Origin of the sequence: Actinophytocola glycyrrhizae (assembly GCF_042653545.1) — a bacterium.
Classification (GTDB): domain Bacteria; phylum Actinomycetota; class Actinomycetes; order Mycobacteriales; family Pseudonocardiaceae; genus Actinophytocola; species Actinophytocola glycyrrhizae.
The window spans coordinates 191,235-214,025 of the sequence record NZ_JBHSIS010000009.1; the positions used below are offsets into that span (position 1 = coordinate 191,235).

General features: G+C 75.3%; 2 protein-coding genes. Both read left to right on the top strand.

The features are described 5' to 3' along the window. Nucleotides 1-14 precede the first annotated feature (14 nt). Nucleotides 15-3,302 (top strand): amino acid adenylation domain-containing protein, encoded by a 3,288-nt coding sequence (locus ACFPCV_RS20740; protein ID WP_378057914.1) that lies wholly within the window; start codon nt 15-17, stop codon nt 3,300-3,302. Nucleotides 3,303-3,347: 45 nt separating this feature from the next. Beyond that, the gene (locus ACFPCV_RS20745; protein WP_378057915.1) at nt 3,348-22,790 is read left to right on the top strand and encodes a non-ribosomal peptide synthetase; all 19,443 of its coding nucleotides are present in this window, start codon (nt 3,348-3,350) and stop codon (nt 22,788-22,790) included. Nucleotide 22,791 lies beyond the last annotated feature (1 nt).

Consider the following 22,791-nt stretch of genomic DNA (forward strand, 5'->3'; position numbering starts at 1 on the left):
GGATGGGACCCCAGATGAACGTCGACACCCGCGCGGCCAGGCCGGAGTGGAACGCGACCGGCCACCCCGTGCCGGACACCACGCTCACCGCGCTACTCGATGCGCAGGCCGGCCGGAGCCCGGGCGCCACCGCGCTGGTCTTCGAGGGCGCCACGCTCGACTACGCGCAGCTGCACACCCGCGCCGACCGGCTCGCCCACGAGCTGGTCGGCGCGGGCGCGGGCCCGGAGTCGATCGTCGCGGTCGCCGTGCCCCGCTCCTTCGAGCTGGTGGTCGCGCTGCTCGCGGTGCTCAAGGCGGGTGCGGCGTACCTGCCGGTGGACCCGGACTACCCGGCCGAGCGCATCGAGCTGATGCTGACCGACGCGGCGCCGCTGCGGGTGCTGACCACCGCGGCGCTCGCCCCGGCGCTGCCCGCGGTGGCACCGGTCGTCGTGGTGGACCCGACCGCCACGACGACCGGGCCGGTGTCCGGCCCGGACCGCCCCCCGGTGACCGCCCTGACCCCGGCGCACCCGGCGTACGTCATCTACACGTCCGGCTCCACCGGCCGCCCCAAGGGCGCGGTGGTGTGCCACGCGGCCATCGTCAACCGGCTGCTGTGGATGCAGGCGCGGTACGGCCTCGGTGCGGACGACCGGGTGCTGCAGAAGACCCCCTCCGGGTTCGACGTGTCGGTGTGGGAGTTCTTCTGGCCGCTGGTGGTCGGCGCGGCGCTGGTCATCGCCCGGCCGGAAGGACACCGCGACCCCGCCTACCTCGCCGGCCTGATCCGGGCCGAGCGGGTCACGACCGTCCACTTCGTCCCGTCGATGCTGCAGGCGTTCGTCCGCGAGCCCGCCGCCCGGTCGTGCACGGGGCTGCGGCGGGTGATCTGCAGCGGTGAGGCGCTGCCCGCGGAGCTGAGCGCGCGGTTCGCGGACCTGCTCGGCACCGACCTGTTCAACCTCTACGGCCCGACCGAGGCCGCGGTCGACGTCACCCACTGGCACTGCGTGCCGGAGCCGGGCGCGACGTCCGTGCCCATCGGCGCGCCGGTGTGGAACACGACCGTGCACGTGCTCGACGCCGACCTCGCACCGGTCGAGGTCGGCGCGGTGGGGGAGCTGTACCTCGCGGGTGTGCAGCTTGCCCGCGGCTACCTGAACCGGCCAGGACTGACCGCGGAACGGTTCGTCGCGAGCCCGTACGGCGCGGCCGGGGCCCGCATGTACCGCACCGGCGACCTGGTGCGGTGGCGCGCGGACGGGGTGCTCGACTACGTCGGCCGCGCCGACGGCCAGGTGAAGATCCGCGGGCTGCGGATCGAGCTCGGCGAGATCGAGGCGGTGCTGGCCAGGCACGCGACGGTGGGGGAGACCGCCGTCGTGGTGCGGGAGCACCGGCCCGGCGACCAGCGCATCGTCGCCTACGTGGTGCCCGCGGGAGGCGTGACCGGCGGGACCGTCGACCCGGCGGTGCTGCGCGACCACCTCGCCACCACGCTGCCCGCGCACATGGTGCCCGCCGCGTTCGTGGTGCTCGCCGCGCTCCCGCTGACCCCGAACGGCAAGCTGGACCGCTCGGCGCTGCCCACGCCGGTGTTCGACGGCGCGGGCACCGGCCGCGCGCCGCGCACCCCGCGCGAGGAGATCCTCTGCGCGCTCATCGCCGAGGTGCTCGGCCTGGCCGACGTCGCAGCCGACGACAGCTTCGTCGGGCTGGGCGGGGACAGCATCGTCGCCATCCGGCTCGTCACACGCGCCCGCCAGTCCTGGCTGCGCCTGAGCCCCGGTGACGTGCTGCGCCACCGCACCGCCGAGGCGATGGCGGTCCACGCCGAGGCCCTCGACACGACACCGCACACCGGGCCCGCCGACGTCGGGACCGGCCCGCTGCGGCCGACGCCGATCATGCACTGGCTGCGCGAGCGGGGCGGCCCGGTCGACAGCTTCAACCAGTCGGTGCTCGTCCACACCCCGGCCGGGCTGCGGACCGAGCACCTGACCGCACTGCTGCAGGCGCTGCTCGACACCCACGACGCACTGCGCCTGCGGGTCTCGCCCGGCTGGGACCTCGAGATCGCGCCACCCGGCGCGGTCACCGCGGCCCACTGCCTCGACCGGGTGCCCGTCACCGGCGCCGACTGGCCGGTGCGCGAACACCTCGCCGCCGCGCGGCGGCGGCTGCGCCCGGCCGAGGGCGCCGTGGTGCGCGCGGTCTGGTTCGACGCCGGGCCCGGCAGGCCGGGACGGCTCGCGCTCGTGGTCAACCACATGGCGGTCGACGGGGTGTCGTGGCGCATCCTGCTCGACGACCTGGCCACCGGGTGGCGGCAGGTCACGGCCGGGCAGGAGATCCGGCTCGAGCCGGTCGGCACCTCGTTCCGCCGCTGGTCGGAACTGCTGCACGCGGACACCCCGCGCCGCCGCGGCGAACTGGCCCACTGGACCGCGACCCTGCGCGACCCGGGCCCCCCGCTCGGCGCCAGGCCGCTCGCGCCGGGCCGCGACGTGGAGACCGAGCACTGCAGGCACACGGTGACGCTGCCCGCCGCGACCACCGAACCCCTGCTCGCCGCCGTGCCCGCCGCGTTCGGCGCCACCGTGAACGACGTCCTGCTCACCGGTCTCGCGCTCGCCGTCGCCCTGTGGCGCGGACCCGGCGCGGTGCTGGTCGATGTCGAGGGGCACGGTCGCGAGGAGCTGACCGGGCACGCGACCGACCTTTCCCGCACGGTCGGCTGGTTCACCAGCCTGTTCCCGGTGCGTCTGGACCCCGGCGAGATCGACGGAGTCCCCGCCAACGACGTGCTGTCCGGCGGGCCGTCGGTCGGCACCGCGCTCAAGCGGGTCAAGGAGCAGCTGCGGGCCCTGCCCGACAAGGGCATCGGGTTCGGCTCGCTGCGCAGGCTCGACCCCGGCACCCCCCTCGCCGACCACGCCCCGCCCGCACTCGGCTTCAACTACCTCGGCCGGTTCCCCGCGGGCACCGCCGCCGACTTCTCGCTCGCACCCGAGCACCCCGTCGGGCTGGACGACGCCGAGCCGGGCATGCCGATGGCCCACGGCATCGAGGTCAACGCCGCCACCCACGACACCGCGGCGGGCCCGGTCCTCACCGCGACCTGGACCTGGGCCGACGGCGTGCACACCGCCGCCGCGGCACACGACCTCGCCCGCACCTGGTTCCGCGTGCTGCACGCACTCGTCGAGCACGCGCAGCGCCCCGGCGCGGGCGGCCTCACCCCGTCGGACCTCTCGCTGCTCGCGTTCAGCCAGGAGGAGCTCGACGAGGTCGAGGCCGAGCTCGGCGCCCTCTGACACCCCGAACCCCGCTCGTCCAGAACTCCCCAGGAGATGGTGCAGGTGGCCCAGTCACCGATCGAGGACATCCTCCCGCTCTCCCCGCTGCAGGAGGGCCTGCTCTTCCACGCGCTCTACGACCGGCAGGCCAGGAGCCTCTACCTGACGCAGTTCGTGGCCGAGCTGCGCGGCACGCTCGACCCGGTCCGGCTGCGTGCGGCCGCGGCGCGGCTGGTGGCACGCCACGCGAACCTGCGGGCGGGCTTCCGCACCCGCAAGTCCGGCGAGGCGATCCAGGTGCTGCGCCGCGACGTGCCGCTGTGCTGGACCGAGGCCGACCTGGGAGACCTGCCCGCCGAGGAGCGGGCCGCCCGCTCGGACGAGCTGGTCGCGCGGGACTGGGACCGCGGGTTCGACATCGGGGACGCGTCCCTGCTGCGGTTCACGCTGATCACCGAGGACCCCGGGCGGCACCGGCTGGTGCTCGCCGCGCACCACATCCTGCTCGACGGCTGGGCGACCGCGCTGCTGTTCCGCGAGCTGTTCGCGCTCTACGCCGACAGTGTCCCGGCCACCCCGGTCCGCCCGTACCGGGACTACCTGACCTGGCTCGCGGGCCGGGACAAGGCGGCCGCCGAGACGGCGTGGCGGACCGCGCTGTCCGGTGTGGACGGTCCGACGCACGTGGCGCCGGACGCGGCGGGGACGCCCGTCGGCGAGGCGGGCCTGGTCGTCGCTGAGCTGTCCGCCGAGCTGGTCGACCGGTTGCGGGACCGGGCACGGGACTGCGACGTCACGCTGAACACGCTCTGCCAGGCGGCGTGGGCGCTCGTCGTCGGCCAGCTCACCGGCCGCCGCGACGTCGTGTTCGGGTCCACGGTCAGCGGCCGCCCCGCCGACCTACCCGGCGCCGACGAGATGATCGGCCTGTTCATCAACACCGTCCCGGTGCGCGTGGCACTCCCCGCCACCGCCACCGTGCGCGAGGTCGTCGCCGCGCTCCACGAGCAACGCTCCCGGCTGCTCGACCACGACCACCTGGGGCTCGCGGACATCCAGCGCGCCGCGGGCGCCGAGGGCGCGTTGTTCGACACGACCGTGGTGTTCGACAACTTCCCGATGAACGACTACCGCCTCGCCATCCCCGGCGGCCCGGACGTCGACGGGATCACCTTCCGGGACACCGCGCACTACCCGCTGATCCTGGTCGTCGAGCCGGGGGAGCGGTTCGAGGTGCGGCTGCTGCACCGGCCAGAGGTGTTCGACCGCGACACCGTCCAGGCGGTGCTGAGCCGCGTGGTGCGCGTGCTCACGGGCTTCGCGGCCACCGTGGACGTCCCCGTGGGACGGCTGGACACCCTCTCCGCCGAGGAGCGCCACCGGGTCCTGGTGGACCTCAACGACACGGTCGCGGACCACCCGGACGCCTGCGTGCACGAGCTGTTCGCCGCGCACGCCGCGCGCACCCCGGACGCCACCGCGCTGGTGCACGAGGCCGAGACGATGACCTACGGCACGCTGAACGCCGAGGCCAACCGGCTCGCCGCGCGGCTCGTCGCGGGCGGCCTCACCCGTGGCGACCTCGTCGCCGTGCACCTGGCACGCGGCCTCGACCTGGTCGTGGCGGTGCTCGCCGTGCTCAAGGCGGGTGGCGGCTACACGCTGGTCGACCCGCGGTTCCCCGCGGCCCGCATCGCGGGGATCCTCGCGCAGGCCCGGCCCGCGCTGGTGCTCGACCGCGCCTACCTCGACGACCACGCGGGCACCGCCGCCGCGTGGCAGGCCACGGACCCGCCGCCGCGTGCGAGCGCGGGTGACCTGGCGTGCGTGATGTTCACGTCCGGCTCGACCGGCAGGCCCAAGGGTGTCGCCGCGCCCCACCGCGCGATCGTCGCCACCCTCGCCGGGCAGCGGTTCGCCGACTTCGGCCCCGGTGAGGTCGTGCTGCAGTCCTCACCGGTGTCCTGGGACGCGTTCGCGCTGGAGCTGTTCGGGGCGCTGCTGTTCGGCGGCACGTGCGTGCTGCAGCCCGGCCAGAACCCCGAACCGGCGGTCATCGCCCGGCTGATCGCCGAGCACGGCGTGACGACCGCGTACGCGTCCGCGAGCCTGATGAACTTCCTGCTCGACGAGTGTCCCGGCGCGTTCGACGGCGTGCGGCAGCTGATGACCGGCGGCGAGGCGCTGTCGGTGCCGCACGTCGCCATGGCGCTGCGGGAGTACCCGGACCTGCGGCTCGTCAACGGCTACTCACCCGCAGAGGGCATGATCTTCACCTTCTGCCACCGCATCGGCGCGGCCGACCTCGACCGGGCCTCGATCCCGCTGGGCAGGCCCATCACCGGCAAGCAGGCCTATCTGCTCGACCCCGAACTGCGCCCGGTGCCGCCCGGCGTCCCCGGCGAGCTGTACCTCGCGGGCCCCGGGCTCGCCGACGGCTACCTCGGCCAGCCCGGTCCGACCGCCGAACGGTTCGTCGCGAACCCCTACGCCGCCACCCCGGGCGCGCGCATGTACCGCAGCGGCGACCTCGGCAGGCTGCTGCCCGACGGCACCGTCGAGTTCCTCGGCCGCGCCGACCACCAGGTGAAGATCCGCGGCTTCCGCGTCGAGCCCGCCGAGGTCGAGGCCGCGCTCGCCACGCACGCCGACGTCACCCGGGTCGCGGTCGTGGTCCGCGAGGACCGGCCGGGCGACAGGCGGCTCGTCGCCTACGTGGTCGCCCCGGCCGGGCCCACCGGCGCCGAGCTGCGACGGCACACGGCCGAACGGGTGCCCGAGCACATGGTGCCCGCCGCGTTCGTGCCCATGGCCGCGCTGCCGCTCACCCCGACCGGCAAGCTCGACCGGGCCGCACTGCCCGCGCCCGACACCACCGCGACCTCGGGCCGCGGCCCGAGGACCGCCACCGAGGAGATCCTCTGCGGACTGTTCGCCGATGTGCTCGGGGTGCCCCGGGTCGGCATCGACGACGGGTTCTTCGCCCTCGGCGGCCACTCGCTGCTCGCCGCCCGGCTCATCAGCCGCGTGCGCACCGTGCTCGGCGCCGAGCTGAGCCTGCGCACCCTGTTCGCCGCGCCGACCGTGGCCGGGATCGCGGGCGGGCTGGACACCGCCGCCGCCACCCGGCCCGTCCCGCGGCCGGTGCCGCGGGACGGCAAGCTGCCGCTGTCGTTCGCGCAGCAACGGCTGTGGTTCGTCGACGCGCTCGAGGGCCCCGGCGACGTCTACTCGGTGCCGTTGGCGATCCGGCTGCACGGCGAGGTCGACGTGCCCGCGCTGCGGGCCGCCCTGGCCGACGTCGCCGGCAGGCACGAGGTGCTGCGGACCATCCACCCCGCCGACGATGACGACGCAGGCACGCCCCACCAGGTCGTGCTGCCCGACGCCCGGCCCGAGCTGGCCGTGGTGGCCGTGCCCGCGGCGAGCCTGGACACCGCACTGGACCGGGCCGCCCGGCGCGTCCAGGACGTCACCACCGACCTCCCGCTGCACGCGACCCTGTTCACCACCGGCGGCGACGGTCCGGACGTGCTGCTCCTGGTGTGCCACCACATCGCCACCGACGGCTGGTCGACCGCCGTGCTGCTCCGCGACCTCGGCGCCGCCTACACCGCGCGGCTCGCCGGGGCCGCGCCGGACTGGGCGCCGCTGCCGGTCCAGTACGCCGACTACGCCGTCTGGCAACGCGCCCTGCTGGCGGACGCGCACGACCCGGCCGGCCTCGTGTCCGGCCAGCTCGGCTACTGGCGCCGAGCCCTCGCCGGGCTGCCCGAGGAGCTGGCGCTGCCCACCGACCGGCCCCGCCCCGGCACGGCGAGCCACCGCGGCGCGACCGTGCCGGTTGCGCTGCCCGCCGGGCTGCACGCCGGGCTCGTCGACCTGGCCCGTACCCACCAGGTGACGGTGTTCATGGTCGTGCAGGCCGCGCTCGCCGCGCTGCTGTCGCGCCTGGGAGCCGGGCCGGACGTGCCCGTGGGCACCGTGGTCGCCGGGCGCGCCGACGAGGCGTTCGACGACCTGGTCGGGTTCTTCGTGAACAGCCTCGTGCTGCGCACCGACGTCTCCGGGGACCCGACGTTCGCCGAGCTGCTGTCGCGGGTCCGGGAGACCGACCTCGGCGCGTTCGCCCACCAGGACCTGCCGTTCGACCGGCTCGTCGAGGAGCTCAACCCGGCCCGCTCCCTCGCCCGGCACCCCCTGTTCCAGGTCATGCTCGTACTGCAGACCAACGACGACGCCGTGCTCACCCTCCCCGGTGTCGACACCGAGGTCAGCCACGTCGGCATCGGCGTCGCGAAGTTCGACCTGACCGTCAACCTGCACGAGACCCGCGACGAGGCGGGTGCGCCCGCGGGCATCGGCGGGGCGGTCGAGTTCGCCGTCGACCTCTTCGACGACGCGACCGTGCTGGCACTGGTGGACCGGCTGACGGCAGTGCTCTCGGCGGTCGTCGCCGACCCCGCCACCCGGGTCGGCGCGCTCGAGGTGCTCACCGCGGCCGACCGCGCGCTGCTGGCCGCCCGGCGCGACACGGCGACCGCCTACCCGTCGGGGGCGACGGTGCACGGCCTGTTCGAGCGCTGCGTGGACCGCACCCCCGACCACCCGGCGCTCGTGTCCGGCGACGAGAGGCTGACCTACCGCGAGCTCGACGAGCGGGCCAACCGGCTCGCGCACCACCTCGCCGCGCGGGGGATCGGCACCGGCGACCTGGTCGCCGTGCGCGTCGAGCGCGGGTTCGGCCTCGTGGTCGGGCTGCTCGGCGTGCTCAAAGCAGGCGCTGGGTACGTGCCGGTCGACGTGTCGCACCCCGAGGACCGGATCGAGACGATCCTGCGCGAGGCGGCCGTCCGGCTGACCGTCACCGCCGGGACACTCGCCGCCAGCGCGACCGCCCCGCCGACCCGGCCCCGCGTCGCGGTGCACGCCGAGGACGTCGCGACCGTCCTGTTCACGTCCGGGTCCTCCGGCGTGCCCAAGGGTGTCGCCGCACCGCACCGCGCCACCGTGCGCACGTTCCTCGGCCAGTCCTACGTGGACTTCGGCCCCGGGCTGGTGACCCTGCAGTGCGCGCCGGTGTCGTGGGACGGGCTGTCGCTGGAGCTGTGGTCCGCGCTGCTGCACGGCGGCACGTGCGTGCTCGCGCCGGGACAGACACCCGAGCCCGCGGTGATCGCGCGGCTGGTGCCCGCGCACGGCGTCACCACGATGTGGTTGTCGGCCGGGCTGTTCGCGGTCGTGCTCGACGAGCACCCCGAGGTCCTCGCGACGCTGCGGCAGGTCATGACCGGCGGCGAGGCGCCGTCGGTTGCCCACGTCCTGCGTGCCGGCCGCGAGTTCCCGCACCTGCGGCTGGTGCACGGGTACGGCCCGGTGGAGAGCATGGTCTTCACCAACTGCCACCGCGTCACCGAGGCCGACGCGGACCGCGCCGTGCTGCCGGTCGGCCCGCCCATCGCGAACACCCGCGTGCACGTGCTCGACGCGGGCCTGCGTCCGGTGCCGCCCGGCGTGGTCGGCGAGCTGTACGCCGCGGGCGACGGGCTCGCGCACGGCTACGCCAACCGGCCGGGGCTGACCGCGGAACGGTTCGTGGCCGACCCGTCCGGCCCGGCCGGTGCCCGGATGTACCGGACGGGCGACCTCGCCCGCTGGACCCGCGACGGCGCGGTCGAGTTCGCGGGCCGCGCCGACGACCAGGTCAAGATCCGCGGCTTCCGGATCGAGCTGGGCGAGGTCGAGGCCGCGCTGGCCGCCCACCCGGCGGTGCGGAAGGTCGCGGTGGTCGTCCGCGAGGACCGGCCCGGCGACAAACGGCTAGTCGCCTACGTCGTCCCCACCACCGGAGCAGACGTCGAGCCCGCCGCGCTGCGTGCGCACGTGGCGGCCACACTGCCCACCTACATGGTGCCCGCCGCCGTCGTGCCGCTGCCCGCGCTCCCGTTGACCCCCAACGGGAAGCTCGACCGCCGGGCACTGCCCGCGCCCGAGGTGACCACCGGGGGCCGCGGTCCGCGCACCCCGGCCGAGGAGGTCCTCTGCGGCCTGTTCGCCGAGTTGCTCGGCACGCCCGGGGTCGGCATCGACGACAACTTCTTCGAACTCGGCGGGCACTCCCTGCTCGCCACCCGGCTGGTGAGCCGCGTCCGCGCGGCACTCGGCACCGAGCTGGCGCTGCGCGACCTGTTCACCACCCCGACCGTCGCGGGCCTCGCCGCGGGCCTGTCCACCGCCACCGCCGCGCGGCCACCGCTGCGCCCCGCACCGCGGGAGGAGCAGCTGCCGCTGTCGTTCGCGCAGCGCAGGCTGTGGTTCGTCGACCAGTTCGAGGGACCGGGTGCCGCCTACCACGTCGCGTGGGTCCTGCGGATGAGCGGCGACCTGGACCGGCCCGCGCTCACCGAGGCACTGCGGGACGTCATCGGGCGGCACGAGGCGCTGCGCACCGTCTTCCCGGTCGCAGGCGACGAGCCGTGCCAGCGCGTCCTCACCCCCGAGCAGGTCCGGATCGCGGTGCCCCTGCGGGACTGCGCACCCGCTGACCTGGACGACGTCCTGTCCGCCGCCGCGGGCCACCCGTTCGACCTCGCCAACGAACCACCGGTGCACGCACTGCTGGCGCGCACCGGTGCGACCGAGCACGCGCTGCTGGTCGTCGTGCACCACATCGCGGCCGACGGCTGGTCCATGGGCCCGTTCATGCGCGACCTGTCCGCCGCCTACACCGCGCGGGCCGCGGGCGCCGCCCCCGGCTGGGCGCCGCTGCCCGTCCAGTACGCGGACTACACCCGCTGGCACCGCGACCTCCTCGACGGCGAGGTGGGTGCCCGGGACCTGGCGTTCTGGACCGACGCGCTCGCCGGGGCACCAGAACAGCTCACGCTGCCCACGGACCGGCCGCGCCCCGCCGTCCCGACCTTCCTGGGCGCGTCGGTCGCCACGGGCTGGGACGCGGACCTGCACGCCGGCCTGCACGCGCTGGCACGACGGCACCAGGTCACGCTGTTCATGGTGCTGCAGGCCGCCGTCGCGGCGCTGCTGTCCCGGCACGGCGCGGGCACCGACGTCCCGCTCGGTACGCCGGTCGCGGGACGGACCGACGAGGCCCTCGACGAGCTGGTCGGGTTCTTCGTCAACAGCCTCGTGCTGCGCACCGACGTCTCCGGCGACCCCACGTTCGCCGAGCTGCTGTCCCGCGTGCGGCGCACCGACCTCGCCGCCTACGCCCACCAGGACCTGCCGTTCGAGCGGCTGGTCGAGGAGCTCAACCCGGTGCGTGACCCCGCCCGCCACCCGCTCTTCCAGGTGATGCTGGTGCTCGCGAACGCGGCCGCGGCCACCCCGGAGCTGCCCGGCATGCGTGTCACCGGCGCCCCGGTCCGCACCGGCACCGCCAAGTTCGACCTCACGATCTCCTTCGCGGAGAACCACGACGCCGATGGCGTGCCCGCCGGGCTGGGCGTCGACGTCGAGTACGCGACCGACCTGTTCGACCGCGCCACCGCCGAGGCACTGCTCGCGCGGCTGGGGGAGCTGGTGCGTGCCGCCGCGGCCGCGCCGGACACCCGGGTCGGCGCGCTGGCCGTGCTCCGCCCCGAGGACCGGGCGCGGCTCACCGACTGGCACGGCACGACCGCCGACCTGCCGCACCTCGGCCTGGCCGAGCTGTTCGAGGCCCAGGTCGCGGCGAGACCGGCCGCGACCGCGGTCGTCGCCGACGACGGGACCACGCTCACCTACGCCGGGCTGAACATCCGGGCCAACCGGCTCGCCCGCAGGCTGGTGGCCGACGGCGTCCCGCCCGGCTCGCTCGTCGCCGTGTGGCTGGACCGGGGCCCCGACCTCGTGGTGGCCGTGCTCGCCGTGCTCAAGGCGGGTGCGGGGTACACACTGGTCGACCCCGAGCTGCCCGACGAGCGCATCCGCGCACTGCTGTCCGACGTGGTCCCCGCGCTCGTGGTGACCGCGGACTACGTGGCCGCCGACGGCGGTCCCGCCGACGGTCCCGGGGACGACCTCGGCATCGCGGTCGCGCCCGGCGCGGTGGCGTGCGTGATGTTCACGTCCGGCTCCACCGGCCGCCCCAAGGGGGTGATCGCCTCCCACCGCGCCCTCGTCGGCACCTACCTCGCTCAGTCCTACGTGGACTTCGGGCCGGACGCGGTGTTCCTGCAGTGCTCCCCGGTGTCCTGGGACGGGTTCGCGCTCGAGCTGTTCGGTGCCCTCCTGCACGGCGCGACGGTCGTGCTGCACCCCGGCCAGCGGCCAGAGCCCGCCACGATCGCCCGGCTCGTCGCCGAGCACGGCGTGACGGTGCTGCAGATGTCGGCCACCCTGTTCGACTTCCTGCTCGACGAGCACCCCGGCACCTTCGCGACGCTGCGCCAGGCACTCACCGGCGGTGAGCCCGCCTCGGCCGCGCACGTGGCCCGCGCGCTCGAACGGTTCCCGCACCTGCGGGTCGGCAACGGCTACGGCCCCGCGGAGAGCATGGGTTTCACCACCTACCACGCCGTCGAAGGCGGCACCGGTCCCACCGTCCCGATCGGACTGCCGGTCACGAACAAGCGGGCCTACGTCCTCGACGCGCACCTCAACCCGGTGCCGCCCGGGGTGGTCGGCGAGCTCTACGTCGCCGGGGCCGGTCTCGCGCACGGCTACCTCGACCAGCCCGCCGCCACCGCGGCGCGGTTCGTCGCCGACCCGTTCGGGCCCGCAGGCGAGCGGATGTACCGCACCGGCGACCTCGGGTACCGGCGCCCGGACGGCGACCTGGAGTTCACCGGCCGCGCCGACGACCAGGTCAAGATCCGCGGCTTCCGCGTGGAACCCGGCGAGGTCGAGGCCGTCGTCGCCGCCCACCCCGCGGTCACCCAGGTCGCCGTCGTCGCGCACGACGGACAGCTCGTCGCCTACGTCGTCGGCACCTACGTCGTCGGCACGTCCGCGGGCGCCGCCGATCTGCGAGCGCACGCCGCGGCCCGGCTGCCGCGGCACATGGTGCCCGCCGTGTTCGTCAGCCTCGACGCGCTGCCCCGCACCGCGAACGGCAAGCTCGACCGCCGCGCGCTGCCCGCCCCCGCCGTCCCCACCCACGCGGGCCGGGCGCCACGCACCCCGCGGGAAGAGGTGCTCCGCGGGCTGTTCGCCGACGTGCTCGGCCGCGACACGGTCGGCGTCGACGACGACTTCTTCGCACTCGGCGGGCATTCGCTGCTCGCCGCGAAGCTCGCCACCCGCATCCGCACCGCGCTGCACGCCGACCTGACCGTCGCCGCGCTGTTCCGCGCACCCACCGTCGCCGCGCTCGCGCGCCGCCTCGACGAGCTGGCCGCACCCGCGACGCCGCGCCCGGCGCTGCGCCGCGCCGACCACACCGACCGCGCGCCGCTGTCGTTCGCCCAGCAGCGGCTGTGGTTCCTCGACCGCGTCACCCGCGACGCGAGCTACACCGTGCCGCTGGCGTTCCGCCTGACCGGCCAGGTCGACGTGCCCGCGCTGCGGGCCGCGCTCGCCGACGTCGTCGCCCGGCACGAGCCGCTGCGCACCGTCTACCCCGCGGTCGACGGCGTCCCGTACCAGCAGGTGCTGCCCGCGGCCGAGGCCGTGCCGGTCCTCGCCGAGGAACCCCCTGGCGACCTCGCCTGCCAGCGGTTCGACCTGGCCACCGACGTGGCGCTGCGGGCCTACCTGCACCGCACCGGCGAGCACGAGCACGAGCTGACGCTGGTGCTGCCCCACATCGCCACCGACGGCGGCTCACTCCGGCCGCTGCTGGGCGACCTCGCCACCGCCTACCGGGCCCGCCGCGCGGGCGGCGCCCCGGACTGGCCCGCGCTGCCCGTCCGCTACACCGACTACGCGCGGTGGCAACGGGACCTGCTCGCCGAGGACGGCGAGGACAGTGCCGGGGCGCGCCACCTCGGCCACTTCACCCGCGCGCTGGCCGGGCTGCCCGAGGAGATCGGCCTGCCCACCGACCGGCCGCGCCCCGCGGTCGCGAGCCACGACGGCGGTGTCGTCGGCGTCACCCTCGACGCCGACCTGCACGCCCGGCTGCGGGACCTGGCCCGTACCCACCAGGTGACGGTGTTCATGGTCGTCCAGGCCGCGCTCGCCACCCTGCTGTCCCGGTTGGGCGCGGGCACCGATGTCCCGCTGGGCACCGTCGTCGCGGGCCGGTCGGACGAGGCCCTCGACGACCTGGTCGGGTTCTTCGTGAACAGCCTCGTGCTGCGCACCGACGTCTCCGGGGACCCGACGTTCGCCGAGCTGCTGTCGCGGGTCCGGGAGACCGACCTCGGCGCGTTCGCCCACCAGGACCTGCCGTTCGACCGGCTCGTCGAGGAGCTCAACCCGGCCCGCTCCCTCGCCCGGCACCCGCTGTTCCACGTGCTGCTCGTGCAGCAGGACGGCACCGCCACCACGCCCGGCCTCGAGGGGCTGACCGTCACCGCCGCACCCGCGGGCAACCGGGCGGCGAAGTTCGACCTGGCCGTCGCGTTCACCGAGCACCACGACGGCACCGGCGCCCCGGCCGGCATCACCACCGAGGTGGAGTTCGCCACCGGCCTGTTCGACGAGGACACCGTCGCCGCGCTTGCTCGCCGCCTCACCGGGGTGCTCGCCGCCGCGGCGGCCGGTCCCGGCACCCGGGTCGGCGCGTTCGACGTGCTCACCCCCGCCGAACGGCAGCGGGTGCTGGTCGCGTGGAACGACACCGCGACCGACTACCCGGCCGACCGGTGCGTCCACGACGTCGTCGCCGGGCACGCCCGCACCACCCCCGACGCGCCCGCGCTGGTCTTCGCAGGCACCTCGCTGTCCTACCGGGAGCTCGACGAGCGCGCCAACCAGCTCGCCCACCACCTGATCGGCCGCGGTGCCCGCCGCGGGGCGCTCGTCGGGGTCTGTGTCCACCGCGGCCCGGACCTGGTCGTCGCGTTCCTGGCCGCGCTCAAGGCGGGCGCCGCCTACCTGCCGCTCGACCCGTCGCACCCGGCGGAGCGGATCGCCGCCGTGCTCACCGAGGCGGACACCCGGCTCGTCGTGACCACGAGTGACCTCGCCGCGCGCCTGCTGCCGGTGGACACCGACCCGGTACTCCTCGACCGCGACCCGGCCGACCGCGCACCGAGGACGTCCCCGGACGTGCCGGTCACCGCCGAGGACCCGGTGTCGGTGCTGTTCACCTCCGGCTCCACCGGCCGTCCCAAGGGCGTGCTCTCCGCGCACCGCACCGTGCTCCGGACGTTCCTCGGGCAGTCCTACCTGGACGCCGGACCGGACATGGTCACCCTGCAGTGTGCCCCGGTGTCCTGGGACGGCCTCGCGCTGGAGCTGTGGTCGGCGCTGCTGCACGGTGGCACCTGTGTCCTCGCCCCGGGACAGACGCCGGACCCGGCGGTCGTCGACCGGCTGGTCGCCGAGCACGACATCACCACGCTCTGGCTGTCCGCGGGGCTGTTCGCCGTGATGGCCGACGAGTACCCTGGCGTGTTCGCCGCGCTGCGGCAGGTGCTCACCGGCGGTGAGGCACCGTCCACCGAGCACGTGCTCCGCGTCCGCCGCGACCACCCGGGCCTGCGGATGGTGCACGGCTACGGGCCGGTGGAGAGCATGGTCTTCTCCAACACCCACGACATCGTCGCCGCCGACGCCGAGCGTTCCGTCCTGCCGGTCGGCGGCCCGATCGCCAACACCCGCGTCCACGTGCTCGACCACCGGCTCGCGCCGGTGCCGCCTGGCGTGGTCGGCGAGCTGTACGTGGCGGGCGACGGTCTCGCCCACGGTTACGTCAACCGGACCGCGCTCACCGCGCACCGGTTCGTCGCCTGCCCGTTCGGCGTCCCGGGTGAGCGGATGTACCGCACGGGCGACCTCGTGCGCTGGACCGGCGACGGCGAGATCGAGTTCGTCGGCCGCGCCGACGACCAGGTCAAGATCCGGGGCTTCCGGGTCGAGCTCGGCGAGATCGAGGCCGTGCTCCGCGCCCACCCCGCGGTCGCGCGGGCGACCGTGCTCGTCCGCGAGGACCGGCCGGGCGACAAACGCCTCGTCGCCTATGCCGTCTCCGCCGGGGACACCGGTGCCGAACCCGCGGCGCTGCGGGCACACGTGGCGGCCACGCTGCCCGACTACCTGGTGCCCGCCGCCGTGGTCGTACTGCCCGAGTTCCCGTTGACCCCCAACGGGAAGCTCGACCGCTTGGCCCTGCCCGCACCCGAGTGGACGGGCACCGCCGCGCACCGCGCCGCCCGCACCGGGACCGAGAAGTTCCTGTGTGGACTCTTCGCGGAGCTGCTCGGCGTCCCCGGTGGCGCCGCGGCGGTCGGCGTCGACGACGGGTTCTTCGACCTCGGCGGCCACTCGCTGCTCGCCACCCGGCTCATCAGCCGGGTCCGCGCCCGCCTCGGCGTCGAGCTGACCGTGAAGGACCTGTTCACACACCCGACCGTCGCGGGGCTCGCCACCACCGTCGCGGCCGGCGCAGGCACCGCCGCCCGGCCCGCGCTCGTGCCCGCCGCCCGGCCGGACCTGCTGCCGCCGTCGTTCGCGCAGCAACGGCTGCTGTTCCTCGACAGCATCGAGGACAGCCCCGCCTACAACGTGCCGATCGCGCTGCGGCTGCACGGGACCGTGGACGCGGCCGCGCTCGCCGACGCCCTCGCCGACGTCGTCGAGAGGCACGAGGCCCTGCGCACCGTGTTCCCCGACCGGGACGGCGGGCGTCACCAGCACGTCCTGGCGCCGCGGCCGGTGCCGGTGGCGGTCACCGAAATGACCGAGGCGGACCTGCCCGCCGCGCTGGCCACCCTCGCGCGGACGACGTTCGACCCGGCCCACGACCTGCCGCTGCGCGTCACGCTGTGCACCCTCGGGCCCGCAGAGCACGTGCTCGTCCTCGTGCTGCACCACATCGCGGGCGACGGCTGGTCGCTGCGCCCGCTGTTCGCCGACCTCGCCACCGCCTACGCCGCGCGGTGCGCGGACACCGCCCCGGACTGGCGGCCGCTGCCGGTGCAGTACGCGGACTACACGCTGTGGCAACGGGAACTGCTCGGCACCCCCGAGGAGCCGACCGCGCTCAGCACCGCCCAGCTCGGCTTCTGGACCGCCGCGCTCGACGGCATCCCCGAGCAACTGCCGCTCCCGGCCGACCGGCCACGGCCCGCGGTCCCCACCCGGAGCGGCGACACGGTGCCCGTGCACCTCGACGCCGCCACCCACGCCCGGCTCGCCGAGCTGGCCCGCGCGCACGGCGTGACGCTGTTCATGGTGCTGCAGGCCGGTTTCGCGGCCCTGCTGTCGCGCTCCGGCGCGGGCACCGACATCCCGATCGGCACCCCGGTCGCCGGCCGCACCGACGACGCGCTCGAGGACCTCGTCGGGTTCTTCGTCAACACGGTCGTGCTGCGCACCGACCTGTCGGGCAACCCCACCTTCGCCGAGCTGCTGGCGCGGGTGCGGGAGACCGACCTCGCCGCCTTCGCCAACCAGGACGTCCCGTTCGAGCAGCTCGTGGAGGCGGTCAACCCGCGGCGCGGCCTCGCAAGGCACCCGCTGTTCCAGGTGATGCTGGTGCTGCAGAACAACACCCGCGCCGCCCTGCGGTTCGCCGGGCTCGACGCGACCGAGGAACCGGTCGGCACCGGCGCCGCGAAGTTCGACCTGACCCTCGGCCTGTGCGAGGAGGTCGCCGACACCGGCGCGCCGGCCGGGATCACCGGCAGCCTCGAGTTCGCCACCGACCTGTTCGACCGCGCCACCGCGGCCGGGCTCGCCGAGCGGCTGACCCGGCTGCTCACCGCCGTCGCCGCGGCACCGGACCGCCCGGTCGCCACCGTCGACCTGCTCGACCCCGCGCAGCGGCGGCGCATCCTCGTCGACTGGAACGACACCGGCAGCGGCACCACCGACCGGTGTGCGCACGAGGTGTTCCAGGCACAGGCGGCGCGCACGCCGGACGCCACCGCGCTCGTGTCCGGGGCCGAACGGGTCACCTACGGCGAGCTGAACGTCCGTGCCAACCGGCTCGCGCACCTGCTCACCGACGAGGGGGTCCGCGCGGGTGACCTGGTCGGCGTGCACCTCGACCGCGGGATCGACCTGGTGGTCGCGGTGCTGGCGGTGCTCAAGGCCGGCGGCGGGTACGCGCTGCTCGACACCGCGTTCCCCGCCGAGCGGATCGCCGCGCTGGTCGCCGAGACCGGCGCCCGGGTCGTGGTCGACGCCGCCTACCTCGCGGCCGCCGACCTCGCCGGCCGCCCGGCCACCGATCCCGCGCCGGCCGCGCGGCCGGGCGACGTCGCCTGCGTCATGTTCACCTCCGGCTCGACCGGCCGCCCCAAGGGGGTGCTGGCCCCGCACCGCGCGCTGGTCGGCACCCTCCTCGGTCAGTCCTTCGCGGAGTTCGGGCCCGCCGAGGTGGTGCTGCAGTGCGCCCCGGTGTCCTGGGACGCGTTCGCGCTGGAGCTGTTCGCTGCGCTGTTCTTCGGCGGCACCTGCGTGTTGCAGCCCGGCCAGAGCCCCGAGCCCGCGGTGATCGCCCGACTGGTCGCCGAGCACGCGGTGACGACCGTGCACGTGTCCGCGAGCCTGCTCAACTTCCTGCTCGACGAGTACCCGGACGTCTTCGCGGGCGTGCGGCAGGTGATGACCGGCGGCGAGCCCGCGTCGGTGCCGCACATCGCGCGTGCGCTGGCACGCTACCCGGACCTGCGGCTGGTCAACGGCTACTCACCGGTCGAGAACATGATCTTCACCCTGTGTCACCGGATGGTCGTGGCCGACACCGGGCGCAGCGCCGTCCCGGTCGGCAGGCCGATCGCGGGCAAGCGGGTGTACGTCCTCGACGACCACCTGCGGCCGGTGCCGCCGGGCGTGGTCGGCGAGCTGTACATGACCGGGCTCGGCCTCGCCGACGGCTATCTGCACCAGCCGGGCCTGACCGCCGGGCGGTTCGTGGCCGACCCGTTCGGCGCTCCCGGCACCCGCATGTACCGCACCGGCGACCTCGTGCGCTGGTCGCCGGCGGGTGTGCTGGACTTCCTCGGCCGCGCCGACCAGCAGGTCAAGATCCGCGGGTTCCGCGTCGAGCCCGGTGACGTGGCGACGGTGGTCGGGCGCTTGCCCGGGGTCGCCCAGGTCGCCGTGCTGGTCCGCGAGGACCGGCCGGGGGACCGGCGGCTGGTCGCCTACGTGGCGGCCGAGCCGGGGCTGGAACCGGCACGGTTGCGGGCCGACGTGGCCCGGCAGCTGCCCGACTACCTGGTGCCCTCGGCGTTCGTGCTGCTCGACGCGCTGCCCATGACCGCCAACGGCAAGCTCGACCGGCAGGCCCTGCCCGCCCCGGACCACCTCCCCTGCCCGGGCTCCGGTGGCCGCCCGCCGCGCACCGTCACCGAGGAGATCCTCTGCGGCCTGTTCGCCGAGGTGCTCGGCCTGCCCGAGGTCGGCGTCGACGACGGGTTCTTCGACCTGGGCGGGCACTCGCTGCTCGCCGCGAAGCTGATCGGCAGGGTGCGCGCGGTGCTCGGCGCCGAGCTGGGCATCCGCGACCTGTTCACCGCGCCGACCGTCGCGGGCCTCGTCGGCAGGCTCGGTGGCCGGGCCCGCCCCGCGCTCGGCAGGACCGAGCGGCCCGCCGAGCTGCCGCTGTCGTTCGCCCAGCAGCGGCTGTGGTTCCTCGACCGGCTCGACGAGCGGGCGACCTACAACGTGCCGGTCGCGCTGCGGCTGCGCGGTGCGGTGCGCCGCGACGCGCTGCGGGCGGCGCTCAACGACGTCGTGGCCCGGCACGAGACGCTGCGCACCGTCTTCCCGGCCGTCGCGGGCCGGCCGGTCCAGGTGGTGCTGGACGCGGCGGTCGAACCGGCCGAGGTGGACCTGGCGGGGGACGACCCCGGCACCGATCCCGAGGCCGATCTCCAGGCCGCGGTCGACGCCGCCACCGGGTACACCTTCGACCTCGCCTGCGAACCGCCGCTGCGCTGCTGGCTGTTCCGGGTGCGCGAGGACGACCACGTGCTGCTGCTGGTGCTGCACCACATCGCCGGCGACGGCTGGTCCATGGGTCCACTGATGCGCGACCTGTCGGCGGCCTACGCGGCGCGGTGCGCGGGCACGGCGCCGGACTGGCGGCCGTTGCCGGTGCAGTACGCGGACTACACGCTGTGGCAGCACGCCGTGCTCGGCACCGAGGACGATCAGGACAGCCTGCTCGCCGAGCAGGTCCGGTACTGGCGCGGCGCGCTCGACGGACTGCCGGAGGAGCTGGCGCTGCCCACCGACCGGCCCCGGCCCGCCGTCGCGAGCCACCGCGGCGACCTCGTGCCGCTGCGCCTGCCCGCCGACGTGCACGCCCGGTTGCTGGACCTGGCGCGTGCGCACGGCGTGACGCTGTTCATGGTGCTGCAGGCCGGTTTCGCGGCCCTGCTGTCACGCTCCGGCGCGGGCACGGACATCCCGATCGGTACCCCGGTCGCGGGCCGGTCGGACGCGGCACTCGACGACCTCGTCGGGTTCTTCGTGAACAGCCTGGTCCTGCGTACCGACCTCTCCGGTGACCCGGCGTTCGCCGAGCTGCTGGCGCGGGTCCGGGAGACCGACCTCGCCGCCTACGCCAACCAGGACCTGCCGTTCGAGCAGCTCGTGGAGGCGGTCAACCCGCGGCGCGGCCTCGCCAGGCACCCACTGTTCCAGGTGATGCTGGTGCTGCAGAACAACGTCGGTGGCGCGCTGGACCTGGACGGCCTGGCGGTCACCGAGCAGCCGTTCGGGGTCCGCACCGCCAAGTTCGACCTCACCGTCGCGCTCGGCGAGCACCGGGACGAGAAAGGGGTTCCCACCGGGATCACCGGTGCGGTGGAGTTCGCCACCGACCTGTTCGACGCCACCACCGTGCGGGGCCTCGCCGCACGCCTTGAGCGGCTGTTCGCCCTCGTCGCCGCGCGGCCGGACCTGCCGGTCGGGCAGCTCGACCTGCTGACCGGTGCCGAGCGGACCCGCCTGGTGCACGAGTGGAACGACACGGCGGCCGAGCTGCCCGCCAGTACCGTGACCGAGCTGTTCGCGGCCCGGGTCGCGGCGGTCCCCGATGCCACGGCGGTCGTGTCCGACGGGACGCGGGTCGGCTACGCGGAGCTGGACGCCCGGGCCAACCGGCTGGCGCGCTGCCTCGTCGACGACGGCGTCACCCCCGGCTCGCTGGTCGCGGTGTGGCTCGACCGGGGGATCGACCTGGTCGTCGCCGTGCTCGCCGCGCTGAAGGCGGGTGCCGGGTACACGCTGATCGACCCCGAACTGCCCGCCGAGCGGATCACCGCGGTACTGACCGGCACCGCTCCTTCGGTGGTGGTCACCGACCGGTACCTGCGTGCCGCGCCGACCGCCGCGCGGTCCGCGGCCGACCTCGGGATCGTGGTGTCCCCGGAGTCGGTGGCGTGCGTGATGTTCACCTCCGGCTCCACCGGGCGGCCCAAGGGCGTGGTGTCCTCCCACCGCGCGCTCGCCGGCACCTACCTCGCGCAGTCCTATGTGGACTTCGGGCCGGGGGAGGTGTTCCTGCAGTGCTCGCCGGTGTCGTGGGACGCGTTCGGGCTGGAGCTGTTCGGCGCCCTGCTGCACGGCGCGACCTGTGTCCTGCAGCCCGGCCAGCGGCCGGAGCCGGCCGCGATCGCGAAGCTCGTGGCCGAGCACGGCGTGACCATGCTGCAGCTGTCGGCGACACTGTTCAACTTCCTGCTCGACGAGCACCCCGACGCCTTCGAGGAGCTGCGCTGGGCGGTGACCGGTGGCGAGCCGGCCTCGGCCGGGCACGTGGCGCGGGCACTCGCCCGGTTCCCGCGGCTGCGGGTCGGCAACGGGTACGGCCCCGCCGAGAGCATGGGCTTCACCACCTACCATCCCGTCGCCCCCGCCGACGTGCCGCACCCGGCCGTCCCCATCGGACGGCCGATCGCCAACAAGCGCGTCTACGTGCTGGACGCGTCGCTGAACCCGGTGCCGCCCGGCGTGGTCGGCGAAATCTACGTCGCGGGCGTCGGGCTGGCCCATGGCTACCTCGGTCAGGCCGTCGCGACCGCGCAGCGGTTCGTGCCCGACCCGTACGGCCCGGCGGGCGAGCGGATGTACCGCACCGGGGACCTCGGGCGCTGGCGGCCGGGCGGTGAGCTGGAGTTCGACGGCCGCGCCGACGACCAGGTCAAGATCCGCGGCTTCCGGGTCGAGCCCGGCGAGGTCGAGGCCGTCGTCGCCGCGCACCCGGCGGTCACCCAGGTCGCCGTCGTCGCCCGCGAGAGCAGGCTCGTCGCCTACGTCGTGCTGCCGCTGGACACCGGTATCGATCCGGCGCGGCTGCGCGCGCACACCGCGGCCCGCCTGCCGCAGCACATGGTGCCCTCGGCGTTCGTGCCCCTGCACGAACTGCCCCGCACCGCCAACGGCAAGCTCGACCGCCGGGCGCTGCCCGCGCCCACCGTCGTCACCCGCGCGGCCGAGCACGCACCACGAGACGAACGCGAACAGGTGCTGTGCGAGCACTTCGCCGCCGTGCTCGACCTGCCTTCGGTCGGGATCCACGACAACTTCTTCGCACTCGGCGGGCACTCGCTGCTCGCGGCCCGGCTCGTCGGCGCGCTCAACCAACGGCTCGGCACCGAACTGGGCGTGCGGAGCGTGTTCACGGCACCGACCGTCGCCGAACTGGCCGCCACCGTGGCCGGGCAGTCCGGTGGGGACGCGCTCGCCGTCGTCCTGCCGATCCGCCCCGCGGGCAGCCGGACGCCGCTTTTCTGCGTGCACCCGGCCGCCGGCATCAGCTGGGTCTACTCCGGACTGGCCCGCTACCTGGAGGACCGCCCACTGTACGGCCTGCAGTCACCCGGTCTCACTGAGGCGGGGGCCGGCCAGGGCACGGTCGAGGTACTGGCCCGCCGTTACGCGGAGGAGATCCGCCGCGTCCAGCCGGACGGTCCCTACCAGCTGCTCGGCTGGTCGTTCGGCGGTGTCGTCGCCCAGGCGGTCGCCACCCTGCTGCAGGACCAGGGCCACGAGGTCGCCATGGTCGCCGTGCTCGACGGCTATCCCGTCACCGGCACCGCCGGCACCGCCGCACCGACCGGTGTCGAGGCGCTCGCCGCGTTGCTCGGCTCGCTCGGCTGTGCCGCCGGAGCGGGGAGCGAGGAGGACCTGCTCGACGCCGCGTGCCTGCCCGGCAGTCCGCTCGCGACGTTCGACCGGCCCACCGTCCGCGCCATCGCGGGCGTCTTCGCCGACAACGTCGAGCTCGCCGCGCGGTTCACCCCGCGTGCCTACGATGGCGACCTGCTCCTGTTCGTCGCCACGGCGGGCAAGGACGCCGCCGCACCCACCCCGGCCGCCTGGGCCCCGCACGTCACCGGCCATGTCCAGGTCCACCCACTCGACTGCGCACACGGCGCCATGACCCGCCCCGACACGCTCGCCCACATCGCCCCCGTGCTCGCCGCCCGACTGCGGTGAG